This is a genomic window from Alicyclobacillus hesperidum subsp. aegles (assembly GCF_027923525.1).
In the GTDB taxonomy this organism is placed as follows: Bacteria; Bacillota; Bacilli; order Alicyclobacillales; family Alicyclobacillaceae; genus Alicyclobacillus; species Alicyclobacillus aegles.
On record NZ_BSBJ01000049.1, the window covers coordinates 279,819 to 306,561 of the forward strand.

A 26,743-nucleotide genomic window follows, 5' to 3' on the forward strand; every position below is an offset into this window, starting at 1 on the left:
GCAAGAAACGATATCTTTTGGCATACAGATTGAGAGCTGTCGGGACGCAGATTGGACACAGAACCATTGGAGGTGTCGTCGTTGGTCCGTCGATGGATCTCGATTGTCACAGCGTCTGTCATCCTCATTATCGTGTTGCTAGGCGCTGGTTTCTATTTGGCGGTGCGGATGACGCCGTTTCAGCCAAGCGTTCTCGAGGAAGTGCACCAGCCTTCCATTGTTTATGCGGAGGATGGTAGCCGCTTGATGTCGCTTGGTTCGCCCAACACGGATTTGACGTACAACCAGATACCGAAAGATATGCAGGATGCGATTGTCGCCACGGAAGACCACACGTTTTGGACGAACTCCGGGATTGACATTCGCTCCATCTTTCGGTCGTTGTTCGTCGATCTCTCGTCGGGAAGTTTGGCACAAGGGGCCAGTACGATTCCCGAGCAGTTGGCGAAAATCACGTACTTGACCGATCAAAAGACGTTTTCGCGCAAGTTTAAGCAGATTGCGCTCGGTTTGCAAATCGAGCGCAACTTCACGAAGCAGGAAATCCTGGCGATGTACTTGAATCGCATTCCGCTGGGCGAAAGTACTGTCGGCATTGAACAAGCGGCTTTACGCTACTTTGGCATCGATTTAAAAAAGGAGCCTAACAAGCTGACGTTGGCAGACGCGGCCCTGCTCGCCGGTTTGCCACAGGCTCCAAGCGCCTACGATCCGCTGCAACATCCGAAGGCTGCTCTCGATCGGCGCAACCAGGTGTTGCAGAACATGGTTCATTACGGCTACATCTCAGAGGCGCAGGCGCAGGCAGCAGCCAAGCAACCGCTCGGCGTATCGTTTCACTCGTTTCCAGGCGATGGCTGGAGTAGCGATCCACTCCTGACCAATTTCTTGTTGGACTATCTTAATCGCCATGGCATCCCTCCTAGCGAAGTGATGCAGGGCGGGCTCAAGATTTACACGACGATCGATCCGGCCGTACAAAACGCGATTAACGAAGTATTCTGGAGTGGCAAGTACGATTCAGACTTCCCCGGGGCGACGACAGGAACCGTCGTCGAAGGTGCGGCTGTGTTTGTCGATCCAAAGACGGGCGGCATTTTGGGTGCTGCCGGATCGCGCAAACAAGGGTATGTGCCGCTTGGGTTGGATCGGGTCTACCAGGCGAGTTCACCCGGTTCGTCCATCAAGCCGATTATGGATTATGCCCCGGCATTGCAGACGGGGAACTGGACGTACACATCGATTTTGGATAACCAACCGCAGGATTTTGGCGATGGCTATGAGCCACAAAACTGGGAGGTCGGCGGGCCGACGCGAGTGACGTTGCAATATGGCCTCGAATGGTCGCAAAACGTCGCATCGGTCTGGCTTTTGCAGCAGATTGGCATCAGCACCGGTGCAAACATGGCAAAGGCGGATGGCATACCGCTGACGAGCAAGGATTATGAGCATCTTGGCATTGCGATTGGCGGTCTTATGAACGGTGTCACACCGATGGAGATGGCTGGCGCGTATACTGCGTTCGATAACAACGGCATTCATTCAAAGCCATATCTGATCAACCGGATTGTCAACGCGCAGGGAGGCATCATCTATCACGAAGGGCCGCAGCAAAACCAGGTGATGAGCGCCCAAACGGCGGCGGACATGACGCGTCTGATGCAGGATGTCGTCGATTTTGGCACGGGTCAGTCGGCCAAACTTCCAGGCTGGGGCGTGGCCGGTAAGACGGGAACGGTGCAGTATGACAGCGGGCTCGTCGGATCCCATCCAAACTGGGTTCGCGACGGTTGGTTTGATGGATATACGCCCACATTGGTTGGCAGTATCCACATTGGTTACGACGAGTCCAACGACGAGTACCACATGACGATGTCACCAGTTGATCCTTCGGCCAATGCGGCTCAGATCTTCCACGACATCATTGCGCTTGCCCTGCAGAACGAACAGGCACAGCAGTTCCCGGAAGGGCCTTATCCGTACATCACGGGTACGGCAGAGGGCGTGAATTACGTCGGTTCGACGACACCGACAAAGAGCTCGACGCCGACGAACAGCATCTCAGGTCTGCACGCGACGTATAACGCTGCGAACAATACGGTTTCGCTCAGTTGGTCCGGCAGCTTTTCGTCACCCGTGACATATGTCGTCACGCGCGTGTCGACGAGTGGCTCCGACGAGACGGTTCCGGTTGGCCAGACGACGTCCACGAGTCTGACAGACAGTTCCGTGCAACCCGGTGAGTCGTACGTTTACACGGTGCAAGCGACGAGCGAGCAGTCCGGGCAGGATATCGGGCAACCGGTGTCTGTCGCCGTTTCGACAGGCGCGGGCCAGTCGGCAGGACCGGGGAATCAGACCAATGGCGTAGGCCCCGGCAATACGACGGGTCTAGTGACGGGAAACGGAACGGTAAACAACACGACAGGCAACTCGGTTGCACCGAACAACGGAACCAACACGACCGGCGGCGGTGGGGTCGGCCCAGGTGCCAATAACACGGCCAACACTTCGGCGCCCACACCGGCTGCCCCGCCAACACCACCCGGGCACCTGAACGGGGGACCAGGCCATGGCAAAGGCGTTGGTGGTGCATTGGGGAGTAACGTCGTTGGTGGAGCAGGTTACGCGTCGAATACGAGTAACGGTACCGTACAGACGAATCATGTGAGCTTGACAAACGGGGCCACACAGGCAAACGAAGCTGGCAGTGGAAATGGCACGTAATCCAGCGCGATCGCGCGAATAGATCGATCACGATAACGAAGGCGGGGCATAGGCTCCCGCCTTTTGTTTTCGCTAAAACAAACCCTTACGTTGACGTTTGGTTTTCACAGGTATAGCATGGATCGGGTGAATGCGTGTTCGGAAAGGGGGATGGCAATGGGTAAGGCGTGGTCGGTGGAGGCGGTTGCCGGGAGGCTGGGCATCACGACTCGAACGCTGCACTACTACGAGGAAGTGGGGCTCATTCCGCCTGTGCAGCGCACGCCAGGGGGCCATCGCATGTATGACGAGGCGACCATTGCTCGGTTGGAACAAATCCTGCGCTTGCGCGACGTGTTGGGCTACACCTTGCAAGAAATCCGCGAGGTGATGGACGTCGAGGATGTGCTTCAAGGCTATCGTGCACAACTGGAGGCTGGTGTGGAGCCGGAAGTCCGCATGGATATCTTGGAACATTCAATTCAACTTTTAGAGACTGTCGTTGCCCATATCGACGAAAAGGTTGAGCGGCTCGAGGCCATGCGGCAGCGCTACCGTGAACGTTTGGCAAGGATTGAAGAGAAACTCGCGAAACATCGCAAAGAGGTCGACGAGGGTGAATGATGTGGGAGGAATGTTACATTGCAACAAGTAGATGCAGCGCGATCGCGCGATGTGTACAAGTGGATTGCGCTTTCGAATACGACGCTGGGCGTGCTGATGGCTTCGATTAACGGGACGATTTTAATCATCGCCTTGCCGGTCATCTTCTCCGGCCTTTCGGTCAATCCACTGCAAGGTGGGCAAACGGGGCTGCTCTTGTGGGTATTGCTTGGGTTTAATGTTGCGACCACGGTGCTCCTCGTGACGTTTGGCCGATTGTCGGATATGTTTGGCCGCGTTCGGTTGTATAACCTGGGGTTCTTGGTTTTCACCATCGGCTCCATACTCTGTGCTCTCACGTGGAGTAAGGGCATGGCCGGGGAGATCGAGCTGATTATATTCCGCGTCATTCAAGGTATTGGCGGGGCGTTTTTGTTCTCGAACAGCGCCGCGATTTTGACGGATGCGTTTCCAGCCAATCAGCGGGGCCTGGCACTTGGACTCAACCAGATTGCATCGGTGGCCGGCAGTGTCGTAGGGCTGGTCGTCGGTGGATTTTTGGCGTCGACAGGTAACTGGCGATACGTGTTTCTGGTCAACGTCCCCATCGGTATCGCAGGAACCATCTGGGCTTATGTCGCGTTGCGTGAAGTCACCGCGCCACAACGGGGTGAACATTTGGACGTGACAGGGAACTTAACCCTTGCGCTTGGCGTCCTTGGCATCATGCTTGGGCTCACATACGGCATCATGCCCTACGGTGGTCATGCGATGGGCTGGCGCTCGCCTTTTGTCCTTGCCTGCTTGGCCGTCGGTCTCGCCATGCTGATTGTCTTTGCTGTCGTCGAGCAACGCGTCAAACAACCGTTGTTTCACCTCGGTCTGTTCCGCATCCGGGCATTTACATTTGGCAATATCGCGCTGTTTGCGGGAGCTTTGGCGCGCGGTGGGCTCAGCTTTATGCTCATCATTTGGCTTCAGGGCATCTTTCTGCCGTTGCATGGCGTATCGTACGAGAATACACCGCTTATCGCAGGCCTCTACACACTGCCGCAAATCGTCGGCTTTCTTGCAGCCGGACCCATCAGCGGCTATCTTTCCGATCGATTTGGCGCCAAGGCTTTTGCGACGGGTGGACTTATCGTCAGCGCGATTGGCTTCGTTTTGCTGGCTACCTTACCCGTCAACTTCAACCATTGGCTATTCTGGACATACATTTTCATTGTCGGCGTCGGCATGGGCTTGTTTTCGTCGCCCAATAGCGCGGCCATCATGAGTTCCGTCCCAGCTCGTTATCGCGGTGCGGCGTCGGGTATGCGATCCACCTTTATGAACGCCGGGCAGATGATGAGCATGGGCATCTTTTTCTCCATTGTCATTGCAGGCTTGTCTTCGCAGTTGCCATCGGCGCTCGCCTCAGGCCTCTCGGCGCATGACGTGCCGATGCACGCAGCCGATGCGGTTGCCAGTTTGCCGCCGACATCGTCCTTGTTTGCCGCGTTGCTCGGCTATAATCCGCTGCAGACCTTGCTTGGTCCTTCCGGCCTAAACATCTTGCACGCGCTGCCGCACAGCCAAGCCGTCTTGCTCACCGGCAAACAGTTCTTTCCGAGTCTGATTTCCGATCCGTTTCACACCGGGTTGGCCATGGCGTTTTACATTTCGGCAGCTCTCATGGTGATTGGTGCCATCGCATCAGCGGCGCGCGGCAAGCACGTTGTTCATCTCGAGACGCCGCCGTCTGGACAGACCAACATGGCCAAGTAAACCTGGCAAGGGGATGGACGTACAAATCGATGTCTTTTATAGTCATCATGGGAACTTTGTGGACAGCGCCCGGCTGTGCGAGTATCTCGCGGCCGGGCGATGTGCGTTCAGACTTCGGTGGGAGTGTTGACGATGAGACTGGTGATGTTGAGCGGAGGGTCAGGTAAGCGGTTGTGGCCGATGTCCAATGACGTCCGCTCAAAGCAATTTCTGCGCGTTTTACCGTCGCCAACTGGAGCTGATTTCGAGTCGATGTTGCAGCGAGTTTGGCGACAGATTGGCGACTGTGGACTCGCTCCCAATCAGGTGTATGTATGCGCGTCAAAAGCGCAGACGGAGATCATTCACGCGCAAATTGGGGAAATTGGCGTGATCGAGGAGCCGGAGCGCAGAGATACGTTTGCGGCGATCTCGCTGTCCATCCTCTACCTTGTCGACCGTTGCGGTATGGCACCGGACGAGCCGGTCGCCGTATGCCCGGTTGATCACTTCGTCGATGACCACTACTTTCAGGAGATTCAGCGCCTTGGCACGATACTCAAGGACAGCGGTGCAGACATGGCTTTGATGGGCGTAGAGCCCACGGAGCCCACGAGCAAGTTTGGCTATATTGTGCCTTTGGCAGCGAGTGCTGATGGTCTCTTGCAGGTGCGCCGCTTCGTCGAAAAACCGGCGCTTGAGGCTGCGCAGCGATTGATTCAGGAGGGTGCCCTTTGGAACTGTGGCGTTTTCTGCTTCTTGCCGCAAACGCTGCTTGCACTGCTAAAAGCGCGTGGCCTGCCCACCACCTATGAGCATGCCTGCGAGGACTTTCATGCCTTTCCGAAACGCAGTTTCGATTACGAAGTTGTCGAGCAGTTGCAGTCGATTGTCGTCCATCCGTACCGCGGTATGTGGTCCGATCTCGGCACGTGGTCATCGCTGTCAGAACAAATGGAAAGTGAGGGTGTCGGTCAGGCTATTTTATCCCAATGCGAAGGAACGCACGTGGTCAATGAACTCGGCATTCCGGTGGTCGCGCTCGGTTTGCGCGACATGATGGTCGTCGCGACACCCGACGGGATACTCGCGGCGGACAAGCAGTTGTCCGCGTCGCTTAAAGAGGTGGTGGGGCCGATTCAGAATCGGCCGATGTTTGAGGAACGGTTGTGGGGGACTTACCGCGTGATCGACTATCAAAAGCTGGCTGACCATACGGAAGTCCTGACCAAGTGTATCGATCTTCACCCGGGGCGCAACCTGAGTTATCACCGCCACGCCTGGCGCGAAGAGATTTGGACCGTGATTCAAGGCGAAGGCGAGGTCATTCTCGATGGGCGCTGGCACCGGGTTCGCGCGGGGGATGTCGTTCGCGTCGATCAGGGCACGTGGCACGCGATCCGGACGCGTTCGGGCATGCAGTTCATCGAGGTGCAACGAGGGAGTCAATTGGTGGAAGAGGACATCGAACGCAAGTACCTGACTTGGCACGAGATGGTGGCAGCCATGCCGGGGATTCCGCTGTCGTAAGCCGTCGGGGAGGCCATGGCATCGGCCTAGGGGCGTGTATCGCTGCCGAGAAAGTGCGCAATCCGCTCTGCTAATTCGGCGACGCCGGAGAACGCGTATTGGACGCTCGCCACTTTTCCTTGGCTCAAATAGACAAGGGAGGGAACGCTTGCGATCTGCCAGGCTTGTAGCGTTTCGGGGACGAAGTTGGCGTCGACTTCAAAGATGGGGATGTCGCTTTGCAGGGCGGCGACCACTTCAAGCATGCGCCGCGCGACTTTGCAGGTGCCGCACAGAGGGGTGTGTAGAAACACGAGACTCTGTGGCGGAAGCTTAGACAACTGTGTGTCATCGAGAGAGATGAGTTGTGTGAACACGGTGGATCCTCCTCCAGCGGCTGACGGCTGTCCATCTAGACATTTGCCCGCACGATGATGCCTCCTTTCAGCATTGTATGGCAGTGTGCCGCAGTGCACAAACAAGTTTCAGGAGGGAGCACATATGTACGGCGTATTTGGTGGGTACACGCGTTGGGCAGTGGTGTTTCTGATCATCTTCGTCCTGTTCTTCTTGCTTGTCCCTGCATATACGACGACCTGCACGACAACACCTGTCGTCTGAGTCAGTTCAATAAAGCGAAGTCCGGAAAGGGGCAAGTCGAAGCCGCCTCGGCCACGGGGCGGCTTTGTCGTAGATATCAAAGGTCCGTTTGACGCTCCAAAAGATAAGCGGCAATCCAGGTGAGCAAGGCGGCCAGAATCCAACTCGCAACCAAGTCGATAACCAGATGTACCATCTCCTCGGCCGTCATGGAGCCATGCCTAAGGCCGATGAGCCTCCCCATATGCCAATGTGGGTGATGGCTGCTCCAAACCACCCAACCCATCACCCAGGCTATCCAGACGACGGGCAACGCGGGGCGCCAGCGGGATTGCCGGATGGTGCCGAACATGATCCCCAATGACGATGTGAGTGGACAGAGACAAAGTAGAAACAGGGTCCATCTGAAGCCGGCTACCAGAAATGAAAGTGCACTCGCCCAATCGAGACTGTGTGTGCTTAGGAAACTGGTATAAAAACCGAGAATGGTAACTGCTATAAACGTCCACAAACTGACACGGGCGGCCTTCCCGACTGCAGCCAAGCATTTGGCCAGGGTTAGTTGGATTCTGGGAAGTGGCAAGGTCAGCCACCAACCGACCGTGTTTTGACGCCACTCGTTCAGCACAAGTGACATGGCAAAGCCAAACGAAATGACCGGAATGTAATACGAGATGGCCCATACGGGGCCGATAGTGGATAATGTAATGGTGTGTTGTGTACTCTCGTAGGTTGCCAGAACTATCAATGCCAAAAGGCCCGCAACTCCGTATCCCATTCGCCACCGACGGCCTGGTTTGCCAGCGTTGGTAAAGCGGCGCATGTCGCGAGCGACAAGTAAAGCAAAACCTGTTCCGGATGACAACGCAATTCCCCCTATGAAATGCGCAATCGTAGTGATTGTGTAACGGCAAACGAAGGGCGTTACGTGTACAAAGAGCGCAACATCCTCTCCAGCGACCCGTGCTGCGCCCGCAACTCGTCCGCATCGCCACTTAGAAGCAGTTCACCTCGATTTAAAAACACGGCGTGATCAAACAACGGTTCAGCCTCATGCAACTCGTGTGTACTGACGAGCATGGTCACCTCGCGCCGGCTCATGTGATGAATCAGACAATCGATAATCCGCTCGCGCGACAGCAGGTCAATGCCGGAAAATGGCTCGTCGAGAATGATGAGTGGTACATCGCGGGCAACGCAGACCATGATCATGAGGCGCGCCTCTTGCCCGCGCGACATACCAGCGACCTTCATATCCAGAGGAATTTCCATGATATCAGCGAGATCGCGTGCGACGTCCCGGGAAAAACCCGGTAGCAGCCGCTCAGCATAGCGAAATGCATCGCGAACCGTATCTCCGCCGTACCAGCGAGCGCGATCCGGCAGGTACGCGATGTCGCGGTTTGTTTGCCAACTCGGCTTTCTTCCCAGGACCGCGAGGTGTCCACTATCTGGTTGGGTGAGGCCCATCAGCAGGCGAAACAACGTCGATTTACCGGAACCGTTGGGCCCAAGAATCCCGATGGAACACCCTTGTGGCAGGGATAGCGAGAGGTTGTGCAGGGCTTGTGACTGTCCGTACCGTTTGCTGACCTGGCGGCATTCCACTGCAAAGGTGGGTTTGTGCTGCAGGGCTGGTGTCAAGGGGTCTCATCCCTTTCTTCGTCTTGTATGAGCCGAAAGATGGCCTGTCCTGAATACCCTAAATCATTCATTTTCTGTAGGAATTCTCGGACGGCAACAGCGGCGAGTTTGCTGCGCAACTGTTCAATCTGTTCTTGCGACGATGTGATAAACGTGCCTTGACCTCTTCTGGTTTCGGTAAGACCGCTGCGTTCCATCTCTTGATACGCGTGCATGACCGTGTTTGGCGTGACATGCAAGGCCTGTGCCAATTCCCGAACCGACGGTATCTTGGTGCCGCGTTCAATTTCGCCTTTGACGACGGAACTTTGAAACTGTTGAACAATCTGCTCGTAAATCGGCTGACTGAAGTCGATGCGAAAGCGCAGGGAGCCCACTCGTCGTTCTTCCAAAACGTCATCACTCCCTGGAACGCGAAGTGTATCACGTGATATGGGTGTATCATAACATGTGATACACTCCTGTCAAGTGATGACACACAACTGTCCGCATGGGTACAGGCGTGCAGCGCATACACTGGCGTAAGATGTGCATCGATAGGAGGTCGCCTATGCCTTCGTTTATCGCGTTTGGCATGATCAATCAAAACACGCCGCAGCAAAATGCCGGAATCTTTGTCGGTGAAGGGAATATCGGTGGCTGGGACGCCAACATGAAGCTGGCACAAGGGCATGGCGGCACCTACGGGGCATTCAATGCGTTCCCAATTCAGTTAAATGTGCTGTTTGACAACTTTGAAGGGATTGACGGGGTGATTAACGATCCCGATGTAAAGCCGGAACTGTCCGCGAACGCATAGTCGTTAGGAGGCCTAAGGAATGCCATCGGTCATTTTGGTTGGCGTGTTTAACACGAATACGCCTCAGCAGAACGCCGGTAGTTTTTTTGGGGAATATAACGTAGGTGGCTGGGACGCCAACATGAAGCTCTGTCAAGGCCACGGTGGTTTATACGGATTTTTTAACTGGCATCCGGTTCAGGTGAACGTTAACTTTGATAATTTCGAGCTGATCGATGGTGCCATCAACGACGCGGATCTGAAACCTTCGGCTTCTGCCAATGTCTAGCGGCGACAGACGAATGGCTGCAGGCAGGACGATCATTCCTGCTCTGCAGCCAAGTCTCCGTTAAAACATGAACGGCCATCTGGTTGCCGGCATAGCTCCATTTGGGGCTTGCTGCATATAGCCTGGGTTCTGTGCATAGGGCGACATGTAGCCGGGATAACCGTAACCGGGCGTCATGCGGCCGCCCATAGGCGGATCGACAACGCCTGCTCGCCCTGGTTGTCCCGCCCAGCCGCCATTGCGCGAAAAACCCCGTGCCGCGCCCAGACCGCCAAAGATGAGAAACAACGGAAGAAAGCAGTGTTCTGCATCAACAGCGCTCCGATGGGCCATCAAAAAGTCCTCCTTTTTGTACATCGTATGCCGCACGTGCGAATACGGCTGGACGATTCTCCATGAATGGCCGGCTGTCGAGAGATTCCGAACGTGCTATGATGAGGGTGGCACCACCGTTTGCAGTTGGCTTGAGTGTTTGCAGATGGAAGGAAGTTGAACAAGATGCGTACACCGGCGACTTCGCGCAAAGTGATCATTGTGGAAGGCAAGACGGATAGATCAAGGATTCTCAAGGTCCTTCGAGAAGAAGTCGAGGTGGTATGCACGAAGGGCACACTCAGTTACGAGCAGGTTGAAAACGAGATTGTGCCGCTGCAGCAGGACGAGGTCTATATTTTGGTAGATGCCGACTCGGCTGGAAACCGCTTGCGCAAACAGCTTAAACGCGAATTGCCAAATGCCGTGGATCTGTATACGCGCAAGTCTTACCGTGAGGTTGCGCGCACGCCGCTTGAGCATTTGGCAAAGATTTTGTCCGATGCCCATTTTGCCATTGACGAAAGCCTTTTACAGACAGGCCCTTGGAAAGGGGAACACATCGCAAGGTGATAACCCAGTTTTCACCGCAACGCCGGGACAGCCCTTGCCGAGGCTGTCCCGCCGCGCTTTCAAGAACGTAGAGTCTGTCACTGTGCCTGTTCAGTGATGATTTCGGGACCGTGTTCACTCATGACCAGGGTGTGCTCGTATTGTGCGCTCCATTTGCCATCTTCGGTGCGCGATGTCCAACCGTCGTCATCCAGTTTGCAGGCATATGTGCCGACGTTGACCATCGGTTCAATGGTAAATGCCATCCCTTTACGAATGCGCGCGCCTCTGTGCGGTGGCCCGAAATGTAGCACCTCTGGGCTCTCGTGCATCTGGCGGCCGATACCATGTCCGATGTAGTCGCGAACGACAGAAAACCCTTGAGCTTCCACGTAGGTCTGAATCGCGTGGCCAATGTCCGAAATGTGGTTGTCGATCTGCGCCGCTTCGATCCCGACATATAAAGCCTGTTTCGTCACATCGAGCAAGCGGCGAGCTTCCTCACTAATTTCACCCACCGCATAACTCCATGCCGAGTCGGCGTGCAACCCTTTGTGGAGGGCAACCATATCGACGGTGACGATATCGCCCTCTTGAAGTACATAGTCACTCGGGAAGCCATGGCAAACGACGTCGTTGACCGATGTACAGGCGGCAAACGGATAACCGCGATAGCCCTTTTGGGCGGGCTCCATGTTGTATTTCCGAATGAATGATTCCACAAAGGCGTCGATTTCCAGCGTCGTGACTCCCGGTTTGACTTTTGCGCGAAGAGCCTCATGGCACGCGGCGACGACTTTCCCCGCCTCTTTCATCAACGCAATTTCATGTCTGCTTTTAAGCACGATCACGCCTTGCATCTCCTATCTCCGTTGTCCATCGACGCTACCTTGCAGGTTTCGCGTAAGCAAAGGACGTTATAACCCCGTTGTCGGGGCGTAAATCCCATCGGTCGAGATGAAGATAACACCAATCACGATACCAAGGACGAAGTAACCGATCATTTTGGGCTTCGTCATCGGCTTTGCACCGGGGCGAATTTTCATCAAGTAGACGAATAAGCACCCAATGAACAGGACAAATACTGCTTCGATTGCGTGATGCACCGAACTTCCGCCCTCTCTGTCGACATATCCCGATTATTGTGCCACAAAACGCGGCCGATTTCACCTGGTATGACAAGCAAGCCCAGAGCACGACGCCGGGTGTATAATGGCACAGGGGTGATTTTCCTGTGATTATCGGTCTTGGCACCGATTTAGTTGAAATCCACCGCGTTCGCCAGGCGCTTCGGCGCAACCGCGAACCGTTTTTACAACGCGTGCTATCCGCAGCGGAATTGCAAATCAGCGCACAGTTCACCGACGAAGCGCGACTGGCCGAGTTTGTCGCCGGGCGCTTTGCGGCGAAGGAGGCCATCGCAAAAGCCACAGGGCTCGGGCTCGGCAGGCTAGGCATGTCGACGGTCAGCATTCGCGTCGGCGAAACCGGCCTTGTCACGGAGTGGTCGGACGCGTCCGGGCTCGTCGAAGTTGCCGGGCACGTGCAAAAGCCTTCTGCCCAGCTCCACGTTTCGCTCTCCCATGCAGCCGGCGTCGCTTACGCTGTCGCCATTCTGGAGCGCTTGGCACAAGCTCCCCGCTTGTCATGATTGTACATATTGTTGGGACAGCGCGAATATCCATATACCAATCCTCGGGGAGGGTACTTTGTGTATCTCGTCACGAGTGAACAAATGCGGAGTTTCGATCACGACACCATCGAAACATACCGGGTTCCGGCCATCGTGCTCATGGATCATGCCGGACGGGCCGTCGCCGATGCCGTGTTGTCGCATTTGCCAAAGGCGGCCGTCGTCGTCTGCGGAAAGGGTAACAACGGCGCGGATGGCTGGCTTTGCGCTCGCTGGTTGAAGCGAGCAGGCATTGCGGTTTCCGTCGTGACGCTTGTCGATCCCGCCACCTTACAATCGGACGCGCGGCTCGCACACTCGATTGCCGATGCGGCAGGGGTTCGCTGGCAACTGTACGAGCCGGGCGTTGTCCGCGAAGCGGTGGCACTCGCGCAAGCGACCGGGAAAGTGGCAATTGTCGACGCCATTCTCGGCACGGGTGTATCCCGACCTTTGACTGGTGACATTGCGCTTGTGGTCGACGAGATCAACCAGGCGCAGGCGGACGTGGTGGCCATTGACGTGCCAACCGGCGTCAACGCATCCACTGGAGAGGTCCTTGGCGGAGCCGTGCAGGCGACAACGACCGTTGCCATGGCTGCAGAAAAATTGGGGACGGCTGTCACGCCGGGAGCGCTTTATGCAGGGCAGGTTCGCGTGGCAGACATCGGGATCGAAATGCGGATCGACGATGCGATCGCGATGTATACACACCCCGCTTTGTTTCGCGGCCAGTATGGCGATCGCGCTGTGCTTACGCATAAGGGCAGCTTTGGCCGGGTCGGCATCGCAGTAGGGACCATGACCGGGGCGGCGCGCCTTGCCGCATTGGCGGCGGCCAAAGTGGGCGTCGGCATGGTCGTCGTCGGCGGCGAAGGAGCTAAGGGTGGCGAGTGGGCGCCGGACATCGTCGTGCGGTCGCAAACGGAGGTACCTGCGGCGTTTGCGGATTGTCAGGCGGTGGTGATTGGCCCCGGCCTTGGCGATCGCGCTCACAGCGCAGAGGCATGGCTCCGCCAACTGGCCGAGTGCGGCGTGCAACGCGGCGCGATCGACGCGGATGCCTTGGCCTTTGTGGCGCAGGGCGGGCGGTTCATGCCGGTAGCGGGCGAGTACGTGCTGACGCCACATCCGAAAGAGGCGGCGCGCATGCTCGGCTGGGATGTGTCCACGGTGCAGGCCAGGCGGATTGAGGCGGCTCGCGAGATCGCGATGCGCTCAGGGGCAGTTGCCTTGCTTAAAGGCTATCGGACCATCATCGCGACGCCAGACGGGCGACTGCGGGTCAATCCGACAGGTGACGCGTCGCTTGCCGTCGCGGGCACAGGCGACGTGCTTGCAGGCGTTGTCGGCAGCCTGCTCGCACAGGGACTGGATGCGTTTGCCGCCGCGAGCCTTGGCGCATGGCTCCATGGTCGCGCAGGGGAGCTGGCGGGGCAGGCACTGACCAGGGTGAGTGCGACCGCCTCCGATGTCGTCCATGAGTTGCCCAATGCGCTGAAAGCGTACCTGCAATCTCTCCGGTAACCTCGGTGGTTGACATGGTGTGTGTCGGAGAAAGGCGAGGTGGCTATGCGAAAGGTTACGGCAGTCCTGTTAGCACTCGGCATCGCCGGCGGCGTTGTCGTCGGCTGTGGCGTTCCGGGCAGCAATAAGTCGGTCACGCATAAAATTCAGGAGCATGCCGAGACGCTCGACAGTAAGAACTACCAGAGCGAAGCCATGATGACGGTACAGATGGACAACAATGTCCAAAAGTACTTCGTCCGCGTCTCGTACGAATCACAGGACACATACAAAATCGAACTAGGCAACGCGGAAAAGCAGATTAACCAGATCATCGTGCGCAACCCAAGCGGCATGTTCATTGTCAGCCCGGCACTTGGCAAGGTCTTTCGATTCAACGGCAACTGGGCGCAGAATCAGGGCCAAATCTATCTATACAATCAACTGCTGAACCAAATCACGGCACAAAAGTCGGTGAAGGTTCAGAAAAACGGCGGCGTCTATTCGTTTGATGTCCCGGTCACACCGGCAAGCGATGTCATCAGTCGCGAACAAATCGTCTTGTCCAAAGACTTAAATCCACAGACGGTGAAACTGCTCGACAAGAACGGGGCTGCCGCAGTGACGTTGACGTACCAGTCGTTTACGACAGGTGTCACGTTCCCGAAGGATGCGTTCGATCCGCAGGCCTTGGCGCAGTCTGGGCAAGTTGCGAAGCCGACGCTCGCCAGCGATCAGTCGTTCGATTATGTCGAGCCGCCCGCTGAATTTGGCACCAAGTTGACGGATCTCGCACAACCGACGGACACGAGCGTGATCATGCGCTATAGTGGCGGCAATCATCATTACGTGCTGACGGAGTCAGAGCCGACGCCAGGTGCGGAAGGTATTCCGAGCGCACAATTGCTCAACATGTTCGGGGTGCCTGCCATGTACAACCATGCAACGGGCACAAACGTCTCGAATATCACGTGGATTAACAACGGGATCGAATTCTCGTTGACCAGTAACGACATGAACCTCGACCAATTGCAAGACATTGCGATCTCGACCTTCGGCCAAGTCGGGAAGTAGACGATATGGCTGTGCGCATACGGCACGGGCCATCCGCAGCGGGCGTTACGCCTGCGGGATGGCCCTTTGTTTTGTGCTACACTGGCACAAGCGAGGTGAACGCCATGTATCGAACGACATTTGCGATGGTGGATTTATCCGCGCTCGCCCATAATATTCGCCTGCTCAAAGGCAGGTTGGCGCCCGGTGTGCGCCTGCTCGTCGCCGTCAAGGCCGATGCTTACGGGCATGGTGTGCGCCCGGTCGTCGAAGTGCTGCGCCGCGAGGGCGTGTACCAAGTGGCGGTGGCCTCGCTGGAAGAGGCTTTGCAAATTCGCGCCTTTGACAAGGAGATTCCCATCCTCATCCTCGGCGCCCTCGGGGTTGACGAGTGTGTCGTCGCAGCCGAAGCCAAGCTCGACGTCCTCTACACCGATTTGTGTCCGATCCCGGACATTCCTCGCTTGCCAAGGCCGCTTGCGATGCACATCGCCATCGACACGGGCATGAACCGCCTTGGCTTTAAGTCCATCGAGGCCGCGCTCCGCGTGATCGAGGCGATGGCCAATCGCGCGGATATCCGGTTTGCTGGGGTGTGTACACACCTGGCCTGTGCGGACGCGGCGGATGTGAGCCATGCCCTCGGCCAAGTGGAGCGGCTCTTAGAGGCCGTTCAGACGTTGCGCGAGAAAGGCTCTGCACCGCCGCTCGTGCATGCAGCGAATAGCGCCGGGCTCTTGCGCGGCGAAGCGTGGCAGTTCGACATGGTGCGCGTCGGCATCGCCGCTTATGGTTACTCCCCAGATCCAGAGGTTTTGCCGCAACCAGAGTTGCGCCCGGTCATGCACATGTACACGTCGATCACGCGCGTGGCCGATGTCCGCCCGGGGGAGACGATTGGTTATGGCGCCACCTACACCGCACAGCGCCCTATGCGCGTAGCGACGATCGCCGTCGGGTACGCCGATGGATTTCTGCGCATTCTCTCGAATCGCGGCATGGTCCGCGTGCGCGGACGCGATGTACCGATTGTCGGGCGCGTGTGCATGGACCAGGCGATGGTTGATGTGTCACATGTTCCGGAAGCACAGGTCGGGGATTTTGTCACCGTGTTTGGGATCGATCCGCCGTCGACCTGGACTGCTTCTGCTTGGCGGTCCGTGCCCCCGGAGCATCGCGCAAACTGGTTGCAGGAAACGTTCGCACTTGCGGCGAATGAAGAAGGGCGAAATGTGTTATCATTGTCAACAGTTGCGCCGCTTGCCGAGACAATTCCGTATGAGATCCTCTGTCAAATCAATCGTCGAGTGCCGAAATTGTACGTTGAAGCGTAGCGCGGATCAGCCAAGTTATTTTGATTCGCACATGGCGGATCGCTATAATACTCGATGGAAAAAGTGTCGCCATTGCAGTGGAGGTGCCGCGCGTGTCCGGTAAAAAACGCATGGTAGTGTATGTTCCGGAGCAGTTGCTGGAGCAGGTGGATGGTTTCGCGCGTACAGACAGCGCCAATCGGAGTCAAATTGTACGAGAGGCGTTGCGTATGTATGTATTGACGCATCGCCGCAACGATATCCGCGAACAGATGCAGCAAGGGTATCAGGAGATGGCGCGTTTGAACCTGCGCATTGCTTCGGAGTCGTTCTTTTTGGAACAGGAAGCAGGGGGCACGGTGGAGCGTTTAGTGAGCGGGGTGTGAACGATTGAATGTCAAACGAGGGGACATCTTCTTCGCCGACCTTTCACCTGTGGTCGGATCGGAGCAAGGAGGATTTCGCCCCGTACTGATCATCCAGAATGACATCGGGAATCGTTTCAGTCCCACAGTCATTGTCGCAGCCATCACAGCTCAGATTCAGAAGGCGAAACTCCCGACGCACGTCGAAATTAAGGCTGAGAAGTACGGCTTGGATCGGGATTCCGTCATTTTGCTCGAGCAGTTGCGGACACTGGATAAGCAGCGTTTGACAGACAAAATCACACACCTGGACGACGAAATGATGAAAATGGTCAACGAAGGGCTGCTCATCAGCCTTGGCCTTGTGGATTTTTAATGGTGTCGCCAGGGATACCAAGTGAATGATAGAAATTGTGGAGAAAGGGCGGATGACAATCCGTCTTTTTTACGTTCCAAAAGGAGACAAGAAGATGACGGCGAGTCAACGGTCCATGGTGCGCGACATAGGTTTACATGCAAGTGGTGAACAGAAGATTGCCTGGGTCAAGGCTCATATGCCGCTATTGCGGCAATTAGAAGAGACGTTTCAAAAGGAGCAGCCGTTTGCCGGGAAGCGTATTGGCATGTGCCTTCATCTCGAGGCCAAAACGGCCTATTTGGCGCTGGTCATCCAGGCTGGTGGTGCAGAAGTCGCGATTGCCGGCAGCAATCCGCTATCGACGCAGGACGATGTGGCGGCCGCACTGGCGGTGCGCGGCGTGCATACTTACGCGTGGCACAAAGCGACTGCAAACGAGTACAACATGCATTTGCAGGCGGTGCTCGATAGCGATCCGGTTGGCTTAATCGACGATGGCGCCGATTTGGCGACGATTCTCCATCGCGATCGCCCTGAGCAAGCCAAGCGTATCGCCGGCGGTTGCGAGGAGACGACAACGGGGATTGTTCGCTTGCGTGCGATGGCCAATGAGGGCATCCTGCAGTATCCCATGCTCGGTGTCAACGACGCGCTTTGTAAACACCTGTTCGACAACCGCTATGGAACAGGGCAGTCTGTGTGGGACGGTTTTATGCGGACGACCAACCTCGTGATCGCAGGGAAGATCGTTGTCGTCGTTGGCTATGGCTGGTGCGGCCGAGGCGTGGCTGCACGGGCTCGTGGACTCGGGGCACAGGTCATCGTCTGCGAAGTGGATCCCATCCGTGCCGTCGAAGCTGCGATGGAGGGCTATGCCGTGATGCCACTCCTCGAAGCGGCGGCGCATGGGGATATCTTTATCACGGTGACGGGCAACAAATACGTGATTCACGGCGAAGCGATGAAACGGATGAAGGATGGCGCCATCCTGGGGAATGCCGGTCACTTTGACGTGGAAGTCAGCAAACCAGATCTGGAAGGCCTCTCGGTGTCTGTGCACCAGGCTCGTCCCAACATCGATGAGTATCGTTTGCAGGATGGGCGTCGCCTGTACTTGATTGCGGAGGGACGCTTGGTCAACCTTGCTGCGGGGGACGGGCATCCGGCCGAGGTCATGGACATGACATTTGCGCTACAAGCTCTCGGTCTGCGCGAAGTGCTGACGAACAACTACGCACCTGGACTGCATAGGATCCCAGAACATATTGATCGCGAAGTTGCCCAGATGCGATTGCGCAGTTGGGGCATCGAAATTGACCAACTCACGCTGGAGCAGAAGCAGTATCTAGACAGTTGGTTGTAACGGCTGGCGTCGGCAAAAGGAGAGATGACGGATGGGACAACGACCACTCATCGGCATGACGGGATCGCGCCATGTGCGTCCGAGCCAGTTGCCTGGGTTGCCTTTAATGGCTGTGACCGTGTCGGATGACTATGCTCAGGGCGTCGAGGCGGCTGGAGGCGTGCCTGTTGTGATTCCGTATGTCAGCGATGGAGCGGTACTTGGCGCGCTCGCCGAACGGCTCGACGGTCTGTTGTTGACGGGCGGCGACGATGTCGATCCGAACCTTTACGGGGAGGAACCGCAAATCGGGCTAGGGGCTTTGGAGCCCGCGCGCGATCGCATCGAGTTGGCGCTCATTAACATGATGCGGGCGCAGAATAAACCAATTTTGGGTATTTGCCGCGGCATGCAAGTGTTGAATGTCGCCCTTGGCGGGACGCTTTATCAGGATCTGCCGCGCCAATGGAAGGGCAAGTTGCAACACAGTCAAAAGGCGGGGCGGGGCGAAGCTACACACAGCGTCAGATTGCAGGCGGGATCGCGCATATCGGCTTGTTACCAAGGCGAAACGGTGGTGCGCGTCAACAGCTTTCATCATCAGGCCGTGAAAAGCGTCGCGCCCGGACTGCAGGCGGTCGGTTGGGATGCGGATGGACTTGTCGAAGCGATAGAGGGGACAGTTGCCGACTCGCTGGTTATGGCCGTGCAGTGGCACCCGGAGAACATGTGGCGCACAGATGCGGGTGCCCTGGGGCTGTTTCAGGCCTTGGTCGAGGCGGCGACCTGACGCGTCATTTGCAGGTTTGCGTCAGCGAACGCGGCTGTTGGATGCTCTTGTGCAGCGACAAATGCGTCGACGAAGACGGGATCCCACTGCGTTCCACGACCGTCGAGCAAGATGGCGATGGCGCGTTCCGGTGCCATGCCTGCGCGGTACGGACGATCCGAAGTCATGGCATCGTATGCGTCGGCAACTGCGAGAATTCGACCGAATAAGGGGATGTCCGAACCGGAAAGACCGTCCGGGTATCCCTTGCCGTCATACCGCTCATGGTGCGAACGAATGCCCGGCAGCAAGGGCTTCATTGCCGTATCCGGCTGGATTTGACGCACAATCGACTCGCCGATGACCGGATGTTGCTGGATGACGGCAAATTCTTCGTCGGTCAGCCTGCCGTCTTTTAAGAGCACCTCATCGCGAATGCCAATCTTTCCGATGTCATGGAGCAAGGCCGACTGGCGAAGCTGCGTGATGACATCTGCGGCAAGACCGACCTGGCGGCCAATCGCTTCGGCATATGCAGCCACGCGAATCGAGTGTCCTGCGGTGTACGGATCGCGCGCGTCAAGCGCGGCGGCGAGTGTTGCGAAATAGCTGTCGACAAGCTGTTGATTCAACATATCGCGTTCGGCAAGCCCCTGAACCATGTGATTAAATCCCTGAATCAAATTCGAAAACTCGTCCATGTAGGTATCTTCCGCACGCACCTTCAAATCGCCCTCACGCACGCGCCTCATTAAATGTTCCAATTGGCTGATGGGGCGGCGCACGTCGGCAGCCAACAGCCAACCACCTAGTGCAGAAAATGAGGAACCCAGCACCAGAACGCTTGTGGCCCACGACCAATATGGCGCCGAACTGCTTGTGGCATCGAGCAAGCGGATGCCGTTTGCCAAACCGAACAACAACATCGGAAGCGTGCCAAAGACAACGGCACTCATGGCGAACTTGGAGCGCAGTGGCACGATGACTTCGCCACTTAAGGCCACGTCTTTTCCATAGAGGCTGCGGCAGCGCCGGCGAAGTGCGACGAGTGCAGAACTCGTGCTGCGCGAAGTCAAGAAGAATTCCGTGACCGCGTGCATGCTCGCAACCAATAAGGTGCCAAGTGCCGCAAGTCCAACATAGGTGATTGGCAGTGCCAGGATGCCCTGATGAATGTCGTATATCGACCAGACAAGTCCTGGCACGGTAAAGCTCAACCAATGCGGACCCATCACGCGTGCGACGGCCAATACCGGCAAGCGCAGTGTCTGCTTATAGGCTCGTTCAAACTGTTCCGGGGAAGGGCAAGGTGTGGCCAGAGCCACACGGATAGGCCGCATGTGTCGGCGAAAGACGATGGTGTCCACGATTACAGTCAAAACCAGTGACCAAACCAAGATTTCTGCGATAGCCTGAATCTCGCTTGTCGTCATGTGCAGCGTGGAGAAGATCAAGGAACCGCCGACGCCAACGACCGCGATGAACGAACCGAGCAGGTAATTGCAGATAAGCTGGCGGACCAATAGCAGGTATCCGTTATCCATATGCTTCCTGCGCACAGACATCCTCCGTCCTTGGCGGGGTGACGTTTAACAGGTTGGTATGTGTGCCGAATCATGTCAAACTCGCCCGTTACGTTTGTTATTCCACACCCCTGTACGGACTCCTGCCGGCCTGCTCACCTATTGGCAGGGGCAAGTTTGCCCTTCTTACGTCCGCCCGATCCGCCTTTTTGCCCACCACCAGTTCCTGACTTGGCCAACAGTTTGCGGATGCCCATCATGCATCCAGCGGCGAAGGGCAGGACAATGCCTGCGAACACGGCTATCCAAATGTAGGCCGTACTCAGGAACTGGTAAATCTCTTCGCGCGTCGTCGGCAACAGGTACAACGCGCCGCCAGCGGCAAGCACGGCTGCCGGTACAGCAAATGTGGTCGCATTTTCGCCCACCAGTTCACCAAGGCTGCTCGTTGCTCCATACAGATACGTTGCAATGCGAAAGAAGCTGCCGTTGGTCCAGAGCAACACGCCAAAAATGTCAAATCGCTCGATGATATTTTGGATTTGAATGTATTGGATCTCGGTGTATGTTGGGAACGCCAGGCTTTTTGCAATCGTCTCGCCAAACAATACAATCGGGCCAATAGATGGCATGACAAACATCACCCAGATGATACCGGTCAACAGAATGCCATAGCGAGGCAGTTTCGCTGGGCTTTGCACATGGGGTGTGAAGGTGCGAAAGACAATCATTTCGGCGAACATGGCGATAAAAATCATGCTCCCTGCTAGAACTGGCGGCCAACCATGGTACAAAACCGGGAGAAAGTCGGTAAAATCCTTGTCTTTCATCGACAGCAAGCTGGCGGCAATGCCCATCGCGACAAGAAAAGGCAGGATGATTTGCATGGTTCGCGTGAGTACCTCGATGCCCTTCGTGCAAGCCCAGGCGCCTATGCCAAGTACGGCGAAGATAAACGTCACGGATGGGGTCGTTGGATAAATGACGGTCATAAAGCCGGCCACCAGTTTGAGTGTCAATGCGACGATAAACAGGAAATACGCGACGTACAACGAAGTGATGGCACCGCCGAGCCATCGTCCAAAGGCAGCCTTCATTTGCCCAGCGAGTGAAAGCTTAGGTTGATTAGCTACCTGTTTAAGGCTCAGGTACGTCACGACAAGGCCGACGAGACAGCCCACGCTGAGCGATATCCACGTATCCCGACCAGCATACATCATCGCGAGGTGGATGTAGACAAAATGGCCAAACGCCGTGATCGAGGAAACCACCACGATGAAGTATTGAAACAGAGAGATGGTCGTCTGCGACTGTGCTTGCGATTTTCCTTCGCTTCCGCCCTGATTACCTGTTGTGTTCGATCCGCTCGCCTGTGCCGTACCTGTCACCCGTGCCGCCATATGCATTCCCATTGCCGCTCCTCCTTGTGATCAGGTCAGTCGTAGGGCAAAGCCAGGAACGTGTAACATATAGAGCAAACAAGCCAAAAAACCGATGGACAATAGCGATGTGTACAGCACTTTCACGGACGTGTTTGCCGATTGCAGATGCGGGCGGTAGTCGGCCACGTAAATCAGAGCCAAAATGAAAATGAAGAAGACGATGCTACCGATGTTGGCCACAGGCTTCACTCTTTCTGCACGACTTCTGCGCGAATTTCGCACTACAAACTACTGCTCATGAGACCCGCGTTGCGAATGTTGACGTCGATGTTGTAGTGGATAGGCATATGGGCGTACACTTCCCGCCATTCGGGTTCGATTTTGTGCCATAAGCCAGGGTAGTATTTGAATAGCTCATTGCTGACACCAAGCGGATCTGCGCGATCCCGTTGCAGTTGCTGCATCGCCATTTCCACTTGCGACCTGATTTCATTGCGCAACGCGCTGCGGACGACGCTCATTTCGGACGAGCGCAACAGGCTGAGCCGTGAAGCGTTCTGATTGATGTCAAAAATGGTGTGTAGGTTGATGTTCAGCTCAGGTTGTCCGCCGACGACGGTCACATGGTGAGACGTGCGCACACTGCCGAGGCGTACGCTGACTTTGCCAATGTCATCAGGTAGGATGACCGTCTCGTTGTCCTGGCGCAGATCTTTTGAAATCCATAAGAAGCCTTTGGCGGCAGGTCCCTCGAGCCAATCGACGAGCTTTTCGCGCTGAAAGACGGCGATGTTGTCCAGTGTCAGCCCTTCTTTTGATGCTTCTGACATCTCATTGGTAAAAATGCGAATGCCCATGGCATATGGATCACTCTTGCTGGTCAGTTGTTTGGTGAACTTGCGCGCATCCACGGCGGCCACAGATCCAGATTGCTCGAGCTCGACGATGGCATCGGAAGGCAAGCGATTAAGATCTGACGGCACTTGCAGCACCTTGGTTGCCTGCTCGTGGAAGGCGACCACGACATAGGTGCGCAGGCGGCTCTGCGGATTGCGGACGACTTCGTCCATCAGCTGACCCACGCCGTGACGCGCGTAATCCTCGCCAATCACGATGACGCGCCGATGTCCCATAAACAACTTGCGAGGCAATTTGCTAATCACCTTCGAGACGGCATCGACCTCTGTCGGACCTTCGCCACTTTCCACGAGATAAGCCTTGGCACTGCCGGTCGACGTGGCGGGCGATCCGCCGCCAGTGGTCCCCAGTTCACTGGCGCGCGCAATTTGTACGGATGTGCGCACAGACTGGCCGTCTTCGGCGAGATCGATACCTGTCATCGTGACAATCGACAGGCGGTCGATCTCGGTCGAGTCCCAGCAACCTGTGCATACAAGGGAGCTGGCCACAAGCGACAAACAGGTTGCCAATCGCCTCCACATAGGCACTTCCCCCTAAATCCGACGTTTGCCGCGCGGCATGCGCTGTGCAGGTGCCATTGCCTGACTCTGGCGCTGGCTGTTGGGTTTGCTCGTCTCAATGGGGCGCCAGCGCATGGCCCAGTGCGGTGGGCGCGAGACGATGTCGCGCATGTTCTTTCTCGTCAATGGAGATACGGGCATGAGGTAGGGCACACCAATGGATCGCAAACTCGATAAATGAATGATGATCACAATCGTAAAAGCGATGATGCCGAACAGGCCGATGGTGCCGCCGAGTAGGATCATGCCAAAACGCAAGATGCGAATGGCAATCGCGAAGCTATAGCGCGGGATGACAAACGACGCAATACCGGTGATGGCGACGACGATGACCATCGGCGCCGATACAATGCCAGCTTCCACGGCGGCTTGGCCAATCACGAGCGCCCCGACGATGCTGATAGCAGAACCGACAGCCTTCGGTAAGCGGATACCCGCTTCGCGCAAGGCTTCGAACGTGATTTCCATCAACAGGCACTCCGCAATCGCGGGCAACGGGGTGACTTCGCGTGCCGCCGCAATCGACAATAAGAGTTTGGTTGGCAGCATCTCTTGATGGAACGTCGTGATCGCCACGTACAAGGATGGCAAATAAAGCGCAATGAACATGAATAAATAACGCAACCAGCGAATGAGATTGACGATTGGGAACCGTTCGTAATAGTCTTCGGCCGCTTGCAGTGCACCCCAGAAGTTGATGGGGGCAATTAAGGCAAAGGGCGATCCATCGGCGAGGATGGCGACGCGCCCCTCGACGAGCATCGACGCGACGACATCCGGGCGTTCTGTGTTTTGGATCTGCGGAAACGGCGAAAACGGATTGTCTTCAATGAATTCCTCAATATAGCCTGTGTCGATGATGCTGTCCGTATCGATGCGTTTCAGTCTGGTACGCACTTCACTGACGATTTCGGCATCGGCAATGCCGCGGATGTAGCAGAGCGCGACCTTGGTTTGTGTATAGGTGCCAAGTTGCATGGTCTCGATGGCGAGATCGGGCGTGCGGACGCGCCGGCGCAAGAGTGTGATGGACGTGCGCAGGCTTTCGTTAAAGCCTTCGCGCGGTCCACGCACGACCGCTTCGGCATCGGGCTCTGAGATGGCCCGGTTCTCGCCGCCACCGGCGTTCAGCGCGAGTGCTGTGGCGGTGCCTTCAAGGAACAAAACCACCTGCAACTCGACGATGATAGCTTCCACGGCTTCAGACAGCGTACGTACAGGTTTAACGCTCGCCGTTGTCACCTGCTCTGCCGCTTCTTCGGGCAGCGTTATGGCGAGTGGGCGCGACGGATCTGTCGCTTTGGGCTCTGCTTGAATCAGTGACTTGAGCACGTGAGCGTCGATAAGTTCCATGTCGGAGAGACCATCGACGTACACAATCCAACCGCGTTTGCCAAAGCTGCCGATGAGTGGCCGAAACACGACGTCAGCCGCGTTTTGCAACTTGTCGCGAAGCAGGGCGATGTTGGCGTCGAGATCGGGTTTCAGTAAATCAGCTGGCGGTGCCGGCGGTGGATCGGACGGAGTGACAGCCATCGTGTCAGCAAGCACGGGTTCGTTTAGACGGTCGAGATGCATTCGCCGATGGTGCGGCGTCCAATCGCCAATTCGACGGATGACTCGCTTCGATCGCACCGTATTCACCTCCAGATACCTCTCTGGGATAAAATTCCCTCGGGAGGCTTTACTATACACAAAAGGCTGTCCCCATCTCGATGTTTGTGGTGCATTTCCTGGAGTGCATCCGCCGTTTCATGGCAGGTGCAGAAAGGAGGCCACGACGATGGCACAGACCACGGCAGTGGGAACGACGCTTCAGTTGCAGACGCAGTCAGGTACAAAGGCAAACGGACAGGCACAGGTGAAGGTGCACAAGTTCGCGTATGTCTCGCCTGGCGCGGCAAACGACGACATTTTGGCGGTGGGACAGGCTTTGGCGGCGTTGATTGACGAACCGCTGATGCAGATTTCGCGCGTCGATGTCACCGCTTTGTCGGATGCTGGCGGAGCCGGGCAAACCGGTGGCACGACAGGTACAAATACAGGCACGACGGCGTAAAGCAATCGCGTGGGTGACGTAGAGGGGGATTATCGATGGCTACGAAATTCGCATTGCACTTGGCGTTTATGACAGATCAGAATAAGAAGGTTCGCATTAGCATCCCGAGCCCCAAACAGCCAGTGGAGGCCTCGTTAGTCGACGCTGCGGCGCAGATGATTGTCAGTAAGGGGATCTTTGCGATGCCACAGGGGAAGATTGTCAGCGCCTTGCCAGCCGAGCAGACACAGACCGACACATCGAGCGTATCCTGACGTGTTAGGTGCTTGGCAAAAAGGCCGACGGGAGCCGGGGAAACGGCCCGCGTCGGCCTTTTGCATCTCATCCAAGGCTTGGGTGAAGGAGCATTTCACGAAGTGTCCGCGCATCATCGGCTGTGACAACGCGATCGTCCATCACGGCAAATGGTTGCCGCATACAGATTTCACACAGGTCAAGACAGGCGTAACGGCGGTGGCTGACAGGTTTGTCGACGATACTTTCCACAGCGTCGCGCGTGCCAAACCGTTCATTTTTCACACACCATTCGATGCAAAATACACGCTCACTCACTTTTTGTTCCTCACATCCAATGCGGCCTGCCATTTGCGCAGTAGCCAGTATGCGATAGCACCTGCAACGAGAACGATGGTAACCCACATCAGTGTCGTTTGCACATGCTTCATCATGGCGTCGACATTTTCGCCAAACCAGTACCCTAGGCCTAGCCAGGCACCACACCAAACGATGGAGCCGACGATGGAATACAGTGCAAATGAAGCGTATGGCATCGTGCTCAGTGCGGCCGCATAGGTGCTTAGAGAACGGATACCCGGGAGAAAGCGGCCAGGAATAAGGACGAGGGCCGCATAGCGATCCATGAGTCCGCCGGTGTTCTGCAAGCGCGCTTCGTTGAGTAGCCGCATCTGGTACAGGGGCCGCAACAACACCTTCTCGAATCGGCGCGTGAGTAAGAACACGATGGATACGCCGGTGAAATAACCGAGCGTGCCAAAGCAAAACACGGTGATGCCATGCATGCTGTGTTCAGCCACCGAGTATCCGTAAAATGCGAGGAACACGTCGCCCGGGAAAGGCAGTCCGAGCCCTTCCATCACCATCGCCACAAACACGCCGGGATATCCGAGATATACCAGGCCGGCGGTAACATATTGAAGTATTTGCGGAATCCACTCCATACG

31 protein-coding genes are annotated in these 26,743 nt (G+C 56.4%); 17 read left to right on the top strand and 14 right to left on the bottom strand.

What is annotated here, in order from left to right; all coding sequences use genetic code 11:
• Positions 1-72 precede the first annotated feature (72 nt).
• From QMF38_RS11000 to QMF38_RS11015, 4 genes are all read left to right on the top strand, one after another.
• A complete protein-coding gene (locus tag QMF38_RS11000; protein WP_281759483.1) occupies positions 73-2,727 on the top strand; it encodes a transglycosylase domain-containing protein in 2,655 nt (884 codons plus the stop codon).
• A 156-nt stretch (positions 2,728-2,883) separates the two neighbouring features.
• Complete coding sequence (locus tag QMF38_RS11005) at positions 2,884-3,330, top strand: MerR family transcriptional regulator (RefSeq protein WP_281759459.1); 447 nt, start codon at positions 2,884-2,886, stop codon at positions 3,328-3,330.
• Positions 3,331-3,348: 18 nt separating this feature from the next.
• On the top strand, positions 3,349-5,076 hold the full coding sequence (locus tag QMF38_RS11010; protein WP_281759460.1) for an MFS transporter: 1,728 nt from the start codon (positions 3,349-3,351) through the stop codon (positions 5,074-5,076).
• Between the two features lie 132 nt (positions 5,077-5,208).
• Entirely contained in the window at positions 5,209-6,585 is a 1,377-nt protein-coding gene (locus QMF38_RS11015; RefSeq protein WP_281759461.1) for a sugar phosphate nucleotidyltransferase, read from the top strand.
• 26 nt (positions 6,586-6,611) lie between these two features.
• On the opposite strand, the gene QMF38_RS11020 is transcribed toward QMF38_RS11015, so the two are convergent.
• The 4 genes from QMF38_RS11020 to QMF38_RS11035 all read right to left on the bottom strand — a co-directional run bounded on the left by QMF38_RS11020 (position 6,612) and on the right by QMF38_RS11035 (position 9,200).
• Positions 6,612-6,941 carry a thioredoxin family protein gene (locus QMF38_RS11020; RefSeq protein WP_281759462.1) on the bottom strand — a complete coding sequence of 110 codons (330 nt, stop codon included), beginning with the start codon at positions 6,939-6,941 and terminating at the stop codon, positions 6,612-6,614.
• A gap of 320 nt (positions 6,942-7,261) precedes the next feature.
• Positions 7,262-8,029: a hypothetical protein gene (locus QMF38_RS11025; protein WP_006447822.1), complete on the bottom strand. Its 768-nt coding sequence runs from the start codon at positions 8,027-8,029 to the stop codon at positions 7,262-7,264.
• Positions 8,030-8,088: 59 nt separating this feature from the next.
• Entirely contained in the window at positions 8,089-8,808 is a 720-nt protein-coding gene (locus QMF38_RS11030) for an ABC transporter ATP-binding protein (RefSeq protein WP_232302191.1), read from the bottom strand.
• A complete protein-coding gene (locus tag QMF38_RS11035) occupies positions 8,805-9,200 on the bottom strand; it encodes a GntR family transcriptional regulator (RefSeq protein WP_040290395.1) in 396 nt (131 codons plus the stop codon). Before QMF38_RS11035 ends, QMF38_RS11030 begins: the two co-directional genes overlap by 4 nt.
• 158 nt (positions 9,201-9,358) lie before the next feature.
• Between QMF38_RS11035 and QMF38_RS11040 the strand changes: the two genes are divergently transcribed.
• Together QMF38_RS11040 and QMF38_RS11045 are read left to right on the top strand one after the other, a co-directional pair.
• A complete protein-coding gene (locus QMF38_RS11040) occupies positions 9,359-9,607 on the top strand; it encodes a hypothetical protein (RefSeq protein WP_006447825.1) in 249 nt (82 codons plus the stop codon).
• 19 nt (positions 9,608-9,626) lie between these two features.
• Positions 9,627-9,875: a hypothetical protein gene (locus QMF38_RS11045; RefSeq protein WP_006447826.1), complete on the top strand. Its 249-nt coding sequence runs from the start codon at positions 9,627-9,629 to the stop codon at positions 9,873-9,875.
• A gap of 60 nt (positions 9,876-9,935) precedes the next feature.
• Here QMF38_RS11045 and QMF38_RS11050 read toward each other — a convergent pair whose 3' ends face one another.
• Complete coding sequence (locus QMF38_RS11050; RefSeq protein WP_040290397.1) at positions 9,936-10,208, bottom strand: hypothetical protein; 273 nt, start codon at positions 10,206-10,208, stop codon at positions 9,936-9,938.
• A 165-nt stretch (positions 10,209-10,373) separates the two neighbouring features.
• Here QMF38_RS11050 and QMF38_RS11055 point away from each other — a divergent pair, with 165 nt between their 5' ends.
• Positions 10,374-10,760: a toprim domain-containing protein gene (locus QMF38_RS11055; protein ID WP_040290400.1), complete on the top strand. Its 387-nt coding sequence runs from the start codon at positions 10,374-10,376 to the stop codon at positions 10,758-10,760.
• Between the two features lie 77 nt (positions 10,761-10,837).
• On the opposite strand, the gene map is transcribed toward QMF38_RS11055, so the two are convergent.
• Together map and QMF38_RS11065 are read right to left on the bottom strand one after the other, a co-directional pair.
• Positions 10,838-11,599: a type I methionyl aminopeptidase gene (gene map, locus QMF38_RS11060; protein ID WP_006447829.1), complete on the bottom strand. Its 762-nt coding sequence runs from the start codon at positions 11,597-11,599 to the stop codon at positions 10,838-10,840.
• Positions 11,600-11,656: 57 nt separating this feature from the next.
• Positions 11,657-11,845, bottom strand: a complete 189-nt coding sequence (locus QMF38_RS11065; protein WP_040290403.1) for a hypothetical protein — start codon at positions 11,843-11,845, stop codon at positions 11,657-11,659.
• Between the two features lie 128 nt (positions 11,846-11,973).
• Between QMF38_RS11065 and acpS the strand changes: the two genes are divergently transcribed.
• The 8 genes from acpS (at position 11,974) to QMF38_RS11105 (ending at position 19,138) form a co-directional block, all read left to right on the top strand.
• Positions 11,974-12,390, top strand: a complete 417-nt coding sequence (gene acpS, locus QMF38_RS11070; protein ID WP_040290404.1) for a holo-ACP synthase — start codon at positions 11,974-11,976, stop codon at positions 12,388-12,390.
• Positions 12,391-12,450: 60 nt separating this feature from the next.
• Positions 12,451-13,938, top strand: a complete 1,488-nt coding sequence (locus QMF38_RS11075) for a bifunctional ADP-dependent NAD(P)H-hydrate dehydratase/NAD(P)H-hydrate epimerase (RefSeq protein ID WP_040290406.1) — start codon at positions 12,451-12,453, stop codon at positions 13,936-13,938.
• Positions 13,939-13,983: 45 nt separating this feature from the next.
• Positions 13,984-14,991: a LolA family protein gene (locus QMF38_RS11080; RefSeq protein ID WP_281759484.1), complete on the top strand. Its 1,008-nt coding sequence runs from the start codon at positions 13,984-13,986 to the stop codon at positions 14,989-14,991.
• 5 nt (positions 14,992-14,996) lie between these two features.
• Positions 14,997-16,304 (top strand): alanine racemase, encoded by a 1,308-nt coding sequence (gene alr, locus QMF38_RS11085; RefSeq protein WP_232302190.1) that lies wholly within the window; start codon positions 14,997-14,999, stop codon positions 16,302-16,304.
• A gap of 92 nt (positions 16,305-16,396) precedes the next feature.
• Positions 16,397-16,669 carry a CopG family ribbon-helix-helix protein gene (locus QMF38_RS11090; RefSeq protein WP_232302189.1) on the top strand — a complete coding sequence of 91 codons (273 nt, stop codon included), beginning with the start codon at positions 16,397-16,399 and terminating at the stop codon, positions 16,667-16,669.
• Positions 16,670-16,673: 4 nt separating this feature from the next.
• Positions 16,674-17,024, top strand: a complete 351-nt coding sequence (locus QMF38_RS11095) for a type II toxin-antitoxin system PemK/MazF family toxin (RefSeq protein WP_040290409.1) — start codon at positions 16,674-16,676, stop codon at positions 17,022-17,024.
• A 94-nt stretch (positions 17,025-17,118) separates the two neighbouring features.
• Positions 17,119-18,369 carry an adenosylhomocysteinase gene (locus tag QMF38_RS11100; RefSeq protein WP_058094369.1) on the top strand — a complete coding sequence of 417 codons (1,251 nt, stop codon included), beginning with the start codon at positions 17,119-17,121 and terminating at the stop codon, positions 18,367-18,369.
• Positions 18,370-18,400: 31 nt separating this feature from the next.
• Entirely contained in the window at positions 18,401-19,138 is a 738-nt protein-coding gene (locus QMF38_RS11105; RefSeq protein WP_058094280.1) for a gamma-glutamyl-gamma-aminobutyrate hydrolase family protein, read from the top strand.
• Here the strand turns inward: QMF38_RS11105 and QMF38_RS11110 are convergent.
• The 5 genes from QMF38_RS11110 to QMF38_RS11130 all read right to left on the bottom strand — a co-directional run bounded on the left by QMF38_RS11110 (position 19,111) and on the right by QMF38_RS11130 (position 25,138).
• A complete protein-coding gene (locus tag QMF38_RS11110; protein WP_281759463.1) occupies positions 19,111-20,682 on the bottom strand; it encodes an HD-GYP domain-containing protein in 1,572 nt (523 codons plus the stop codon). The genes QMF38_RS11105 and QMF38_RS11110 overlap by 28 nt on opposite strands.
• A 113-nt stretch (positions 20,683-20,795) precedes the next feature.
• On the bottom strand, positions 20,796-22,052 hold the full coding sequence (locus tag QMF38_RS11115) for a GerAB/ArcD/ProY family transporter (RefSeq protein WP_281759464.1): 1,257 nt from the start codon (positions 22,050-22,052) through the stop codon (positions 20,796-20,798).
• Between the two features lie 18 nt (positions 22,053-22,070).
• The gene (locus QMF38_RS11120; RefSeq protein WP_058094277.1) at positions 22,071-22,262 is read right to left on the bottom strand and encodes a hypothetical protein; all 192 of its coding nucleotides are present in this window, start codon (positions 22,260-22,262) and stop codon (positions 22,071-22,073) included.
• Positions 22,263-22,303: 41 nt separating this feature from the next.
• Positions 22,304-23,464: a Ger(x)C family spore germination protein gene (locus QMF38_RS11125; protein WP_281759465.1), complete on the bottom strand. Its 1,161-nt coding sequence runs from the start codon at positions 23,462-23,464 to the stop codon at positions 22,304-22,306.
• A 12-nt stretch (positions 23,465-23,476) separates the two neighbouring features.
• On the bottom strand, positions 23,477-25,138 hold the full coding sequence (locus QMF38_RS11130; protein WP_232302188.1) for a spore germination protein: 1,662 nt from the start codon (positions 25,136-25,138) through the stop codon (positions 23,477-23,479).
• Positions 25,139-25,286: 148 nt separating this feature from the next.
• Here QMF38_RS11130 and QMF38_RS11135 point away from each other — a divergent pair, with 148 nt between their 5' ends.
• On the top strand, positions 25,287-25,562 hold the full coding sequence (locus QMF38_RS11135) for a DUF1659 domain-containing protein (protein ID WP_058094275.1): 276 nt from the start codon (positions 25,287-25,289) through the stop codon (positions 25,560-25,562).
• Between the two features lie 35 nt (positions 25,563-25,597).
• Positions 25,598-25,816 (top strand): DUF2922 domain-containing protein, encoded by a 219-nt coding sequence (locus QMF38_RS11140; protein ID WP_058094274.1) that lies wholly within the window; start codon positions 25,598-25,600, stop codon positions 25,814-25,816.
• A 67-nt stretch (positions 25,817-25,883) separates the two neighbouring features.
• Here the strand turns inward: QMF38_RS11140 and QMF38_RS11145 are convergent, their stop codons facing one another.
• Together QMF38_RS11145 and QMF38_RS11150 are read right to left on the bottom strand one after the other, a co-directional pair.
• Positions 25,884-26,114: a DUF1450 domain-containing protein gene (locus QMF38_RS11145; RefSeq protein WP_198146625.1), complete on the bottom strand. Its 231-nt coding sequence runs from the start codon at positions 26,112-26,114 to the stop codon at positions 25,884-25,886.
• Entirely contained in the window at positions 26,111-26,740 is a 630-nt protein-coding gene (locus QMF38_RS11150) for a DedA family protein (RefSeq protein ID WP_058094272.1), read from the bottom strand. Before QMF38_RS11150 ends, QMF38_RS11145 begins: the two co-directional genes overlap by 4 nt.
• Positions 26,741-26,743: the final 3 nt, after the last annotated feature.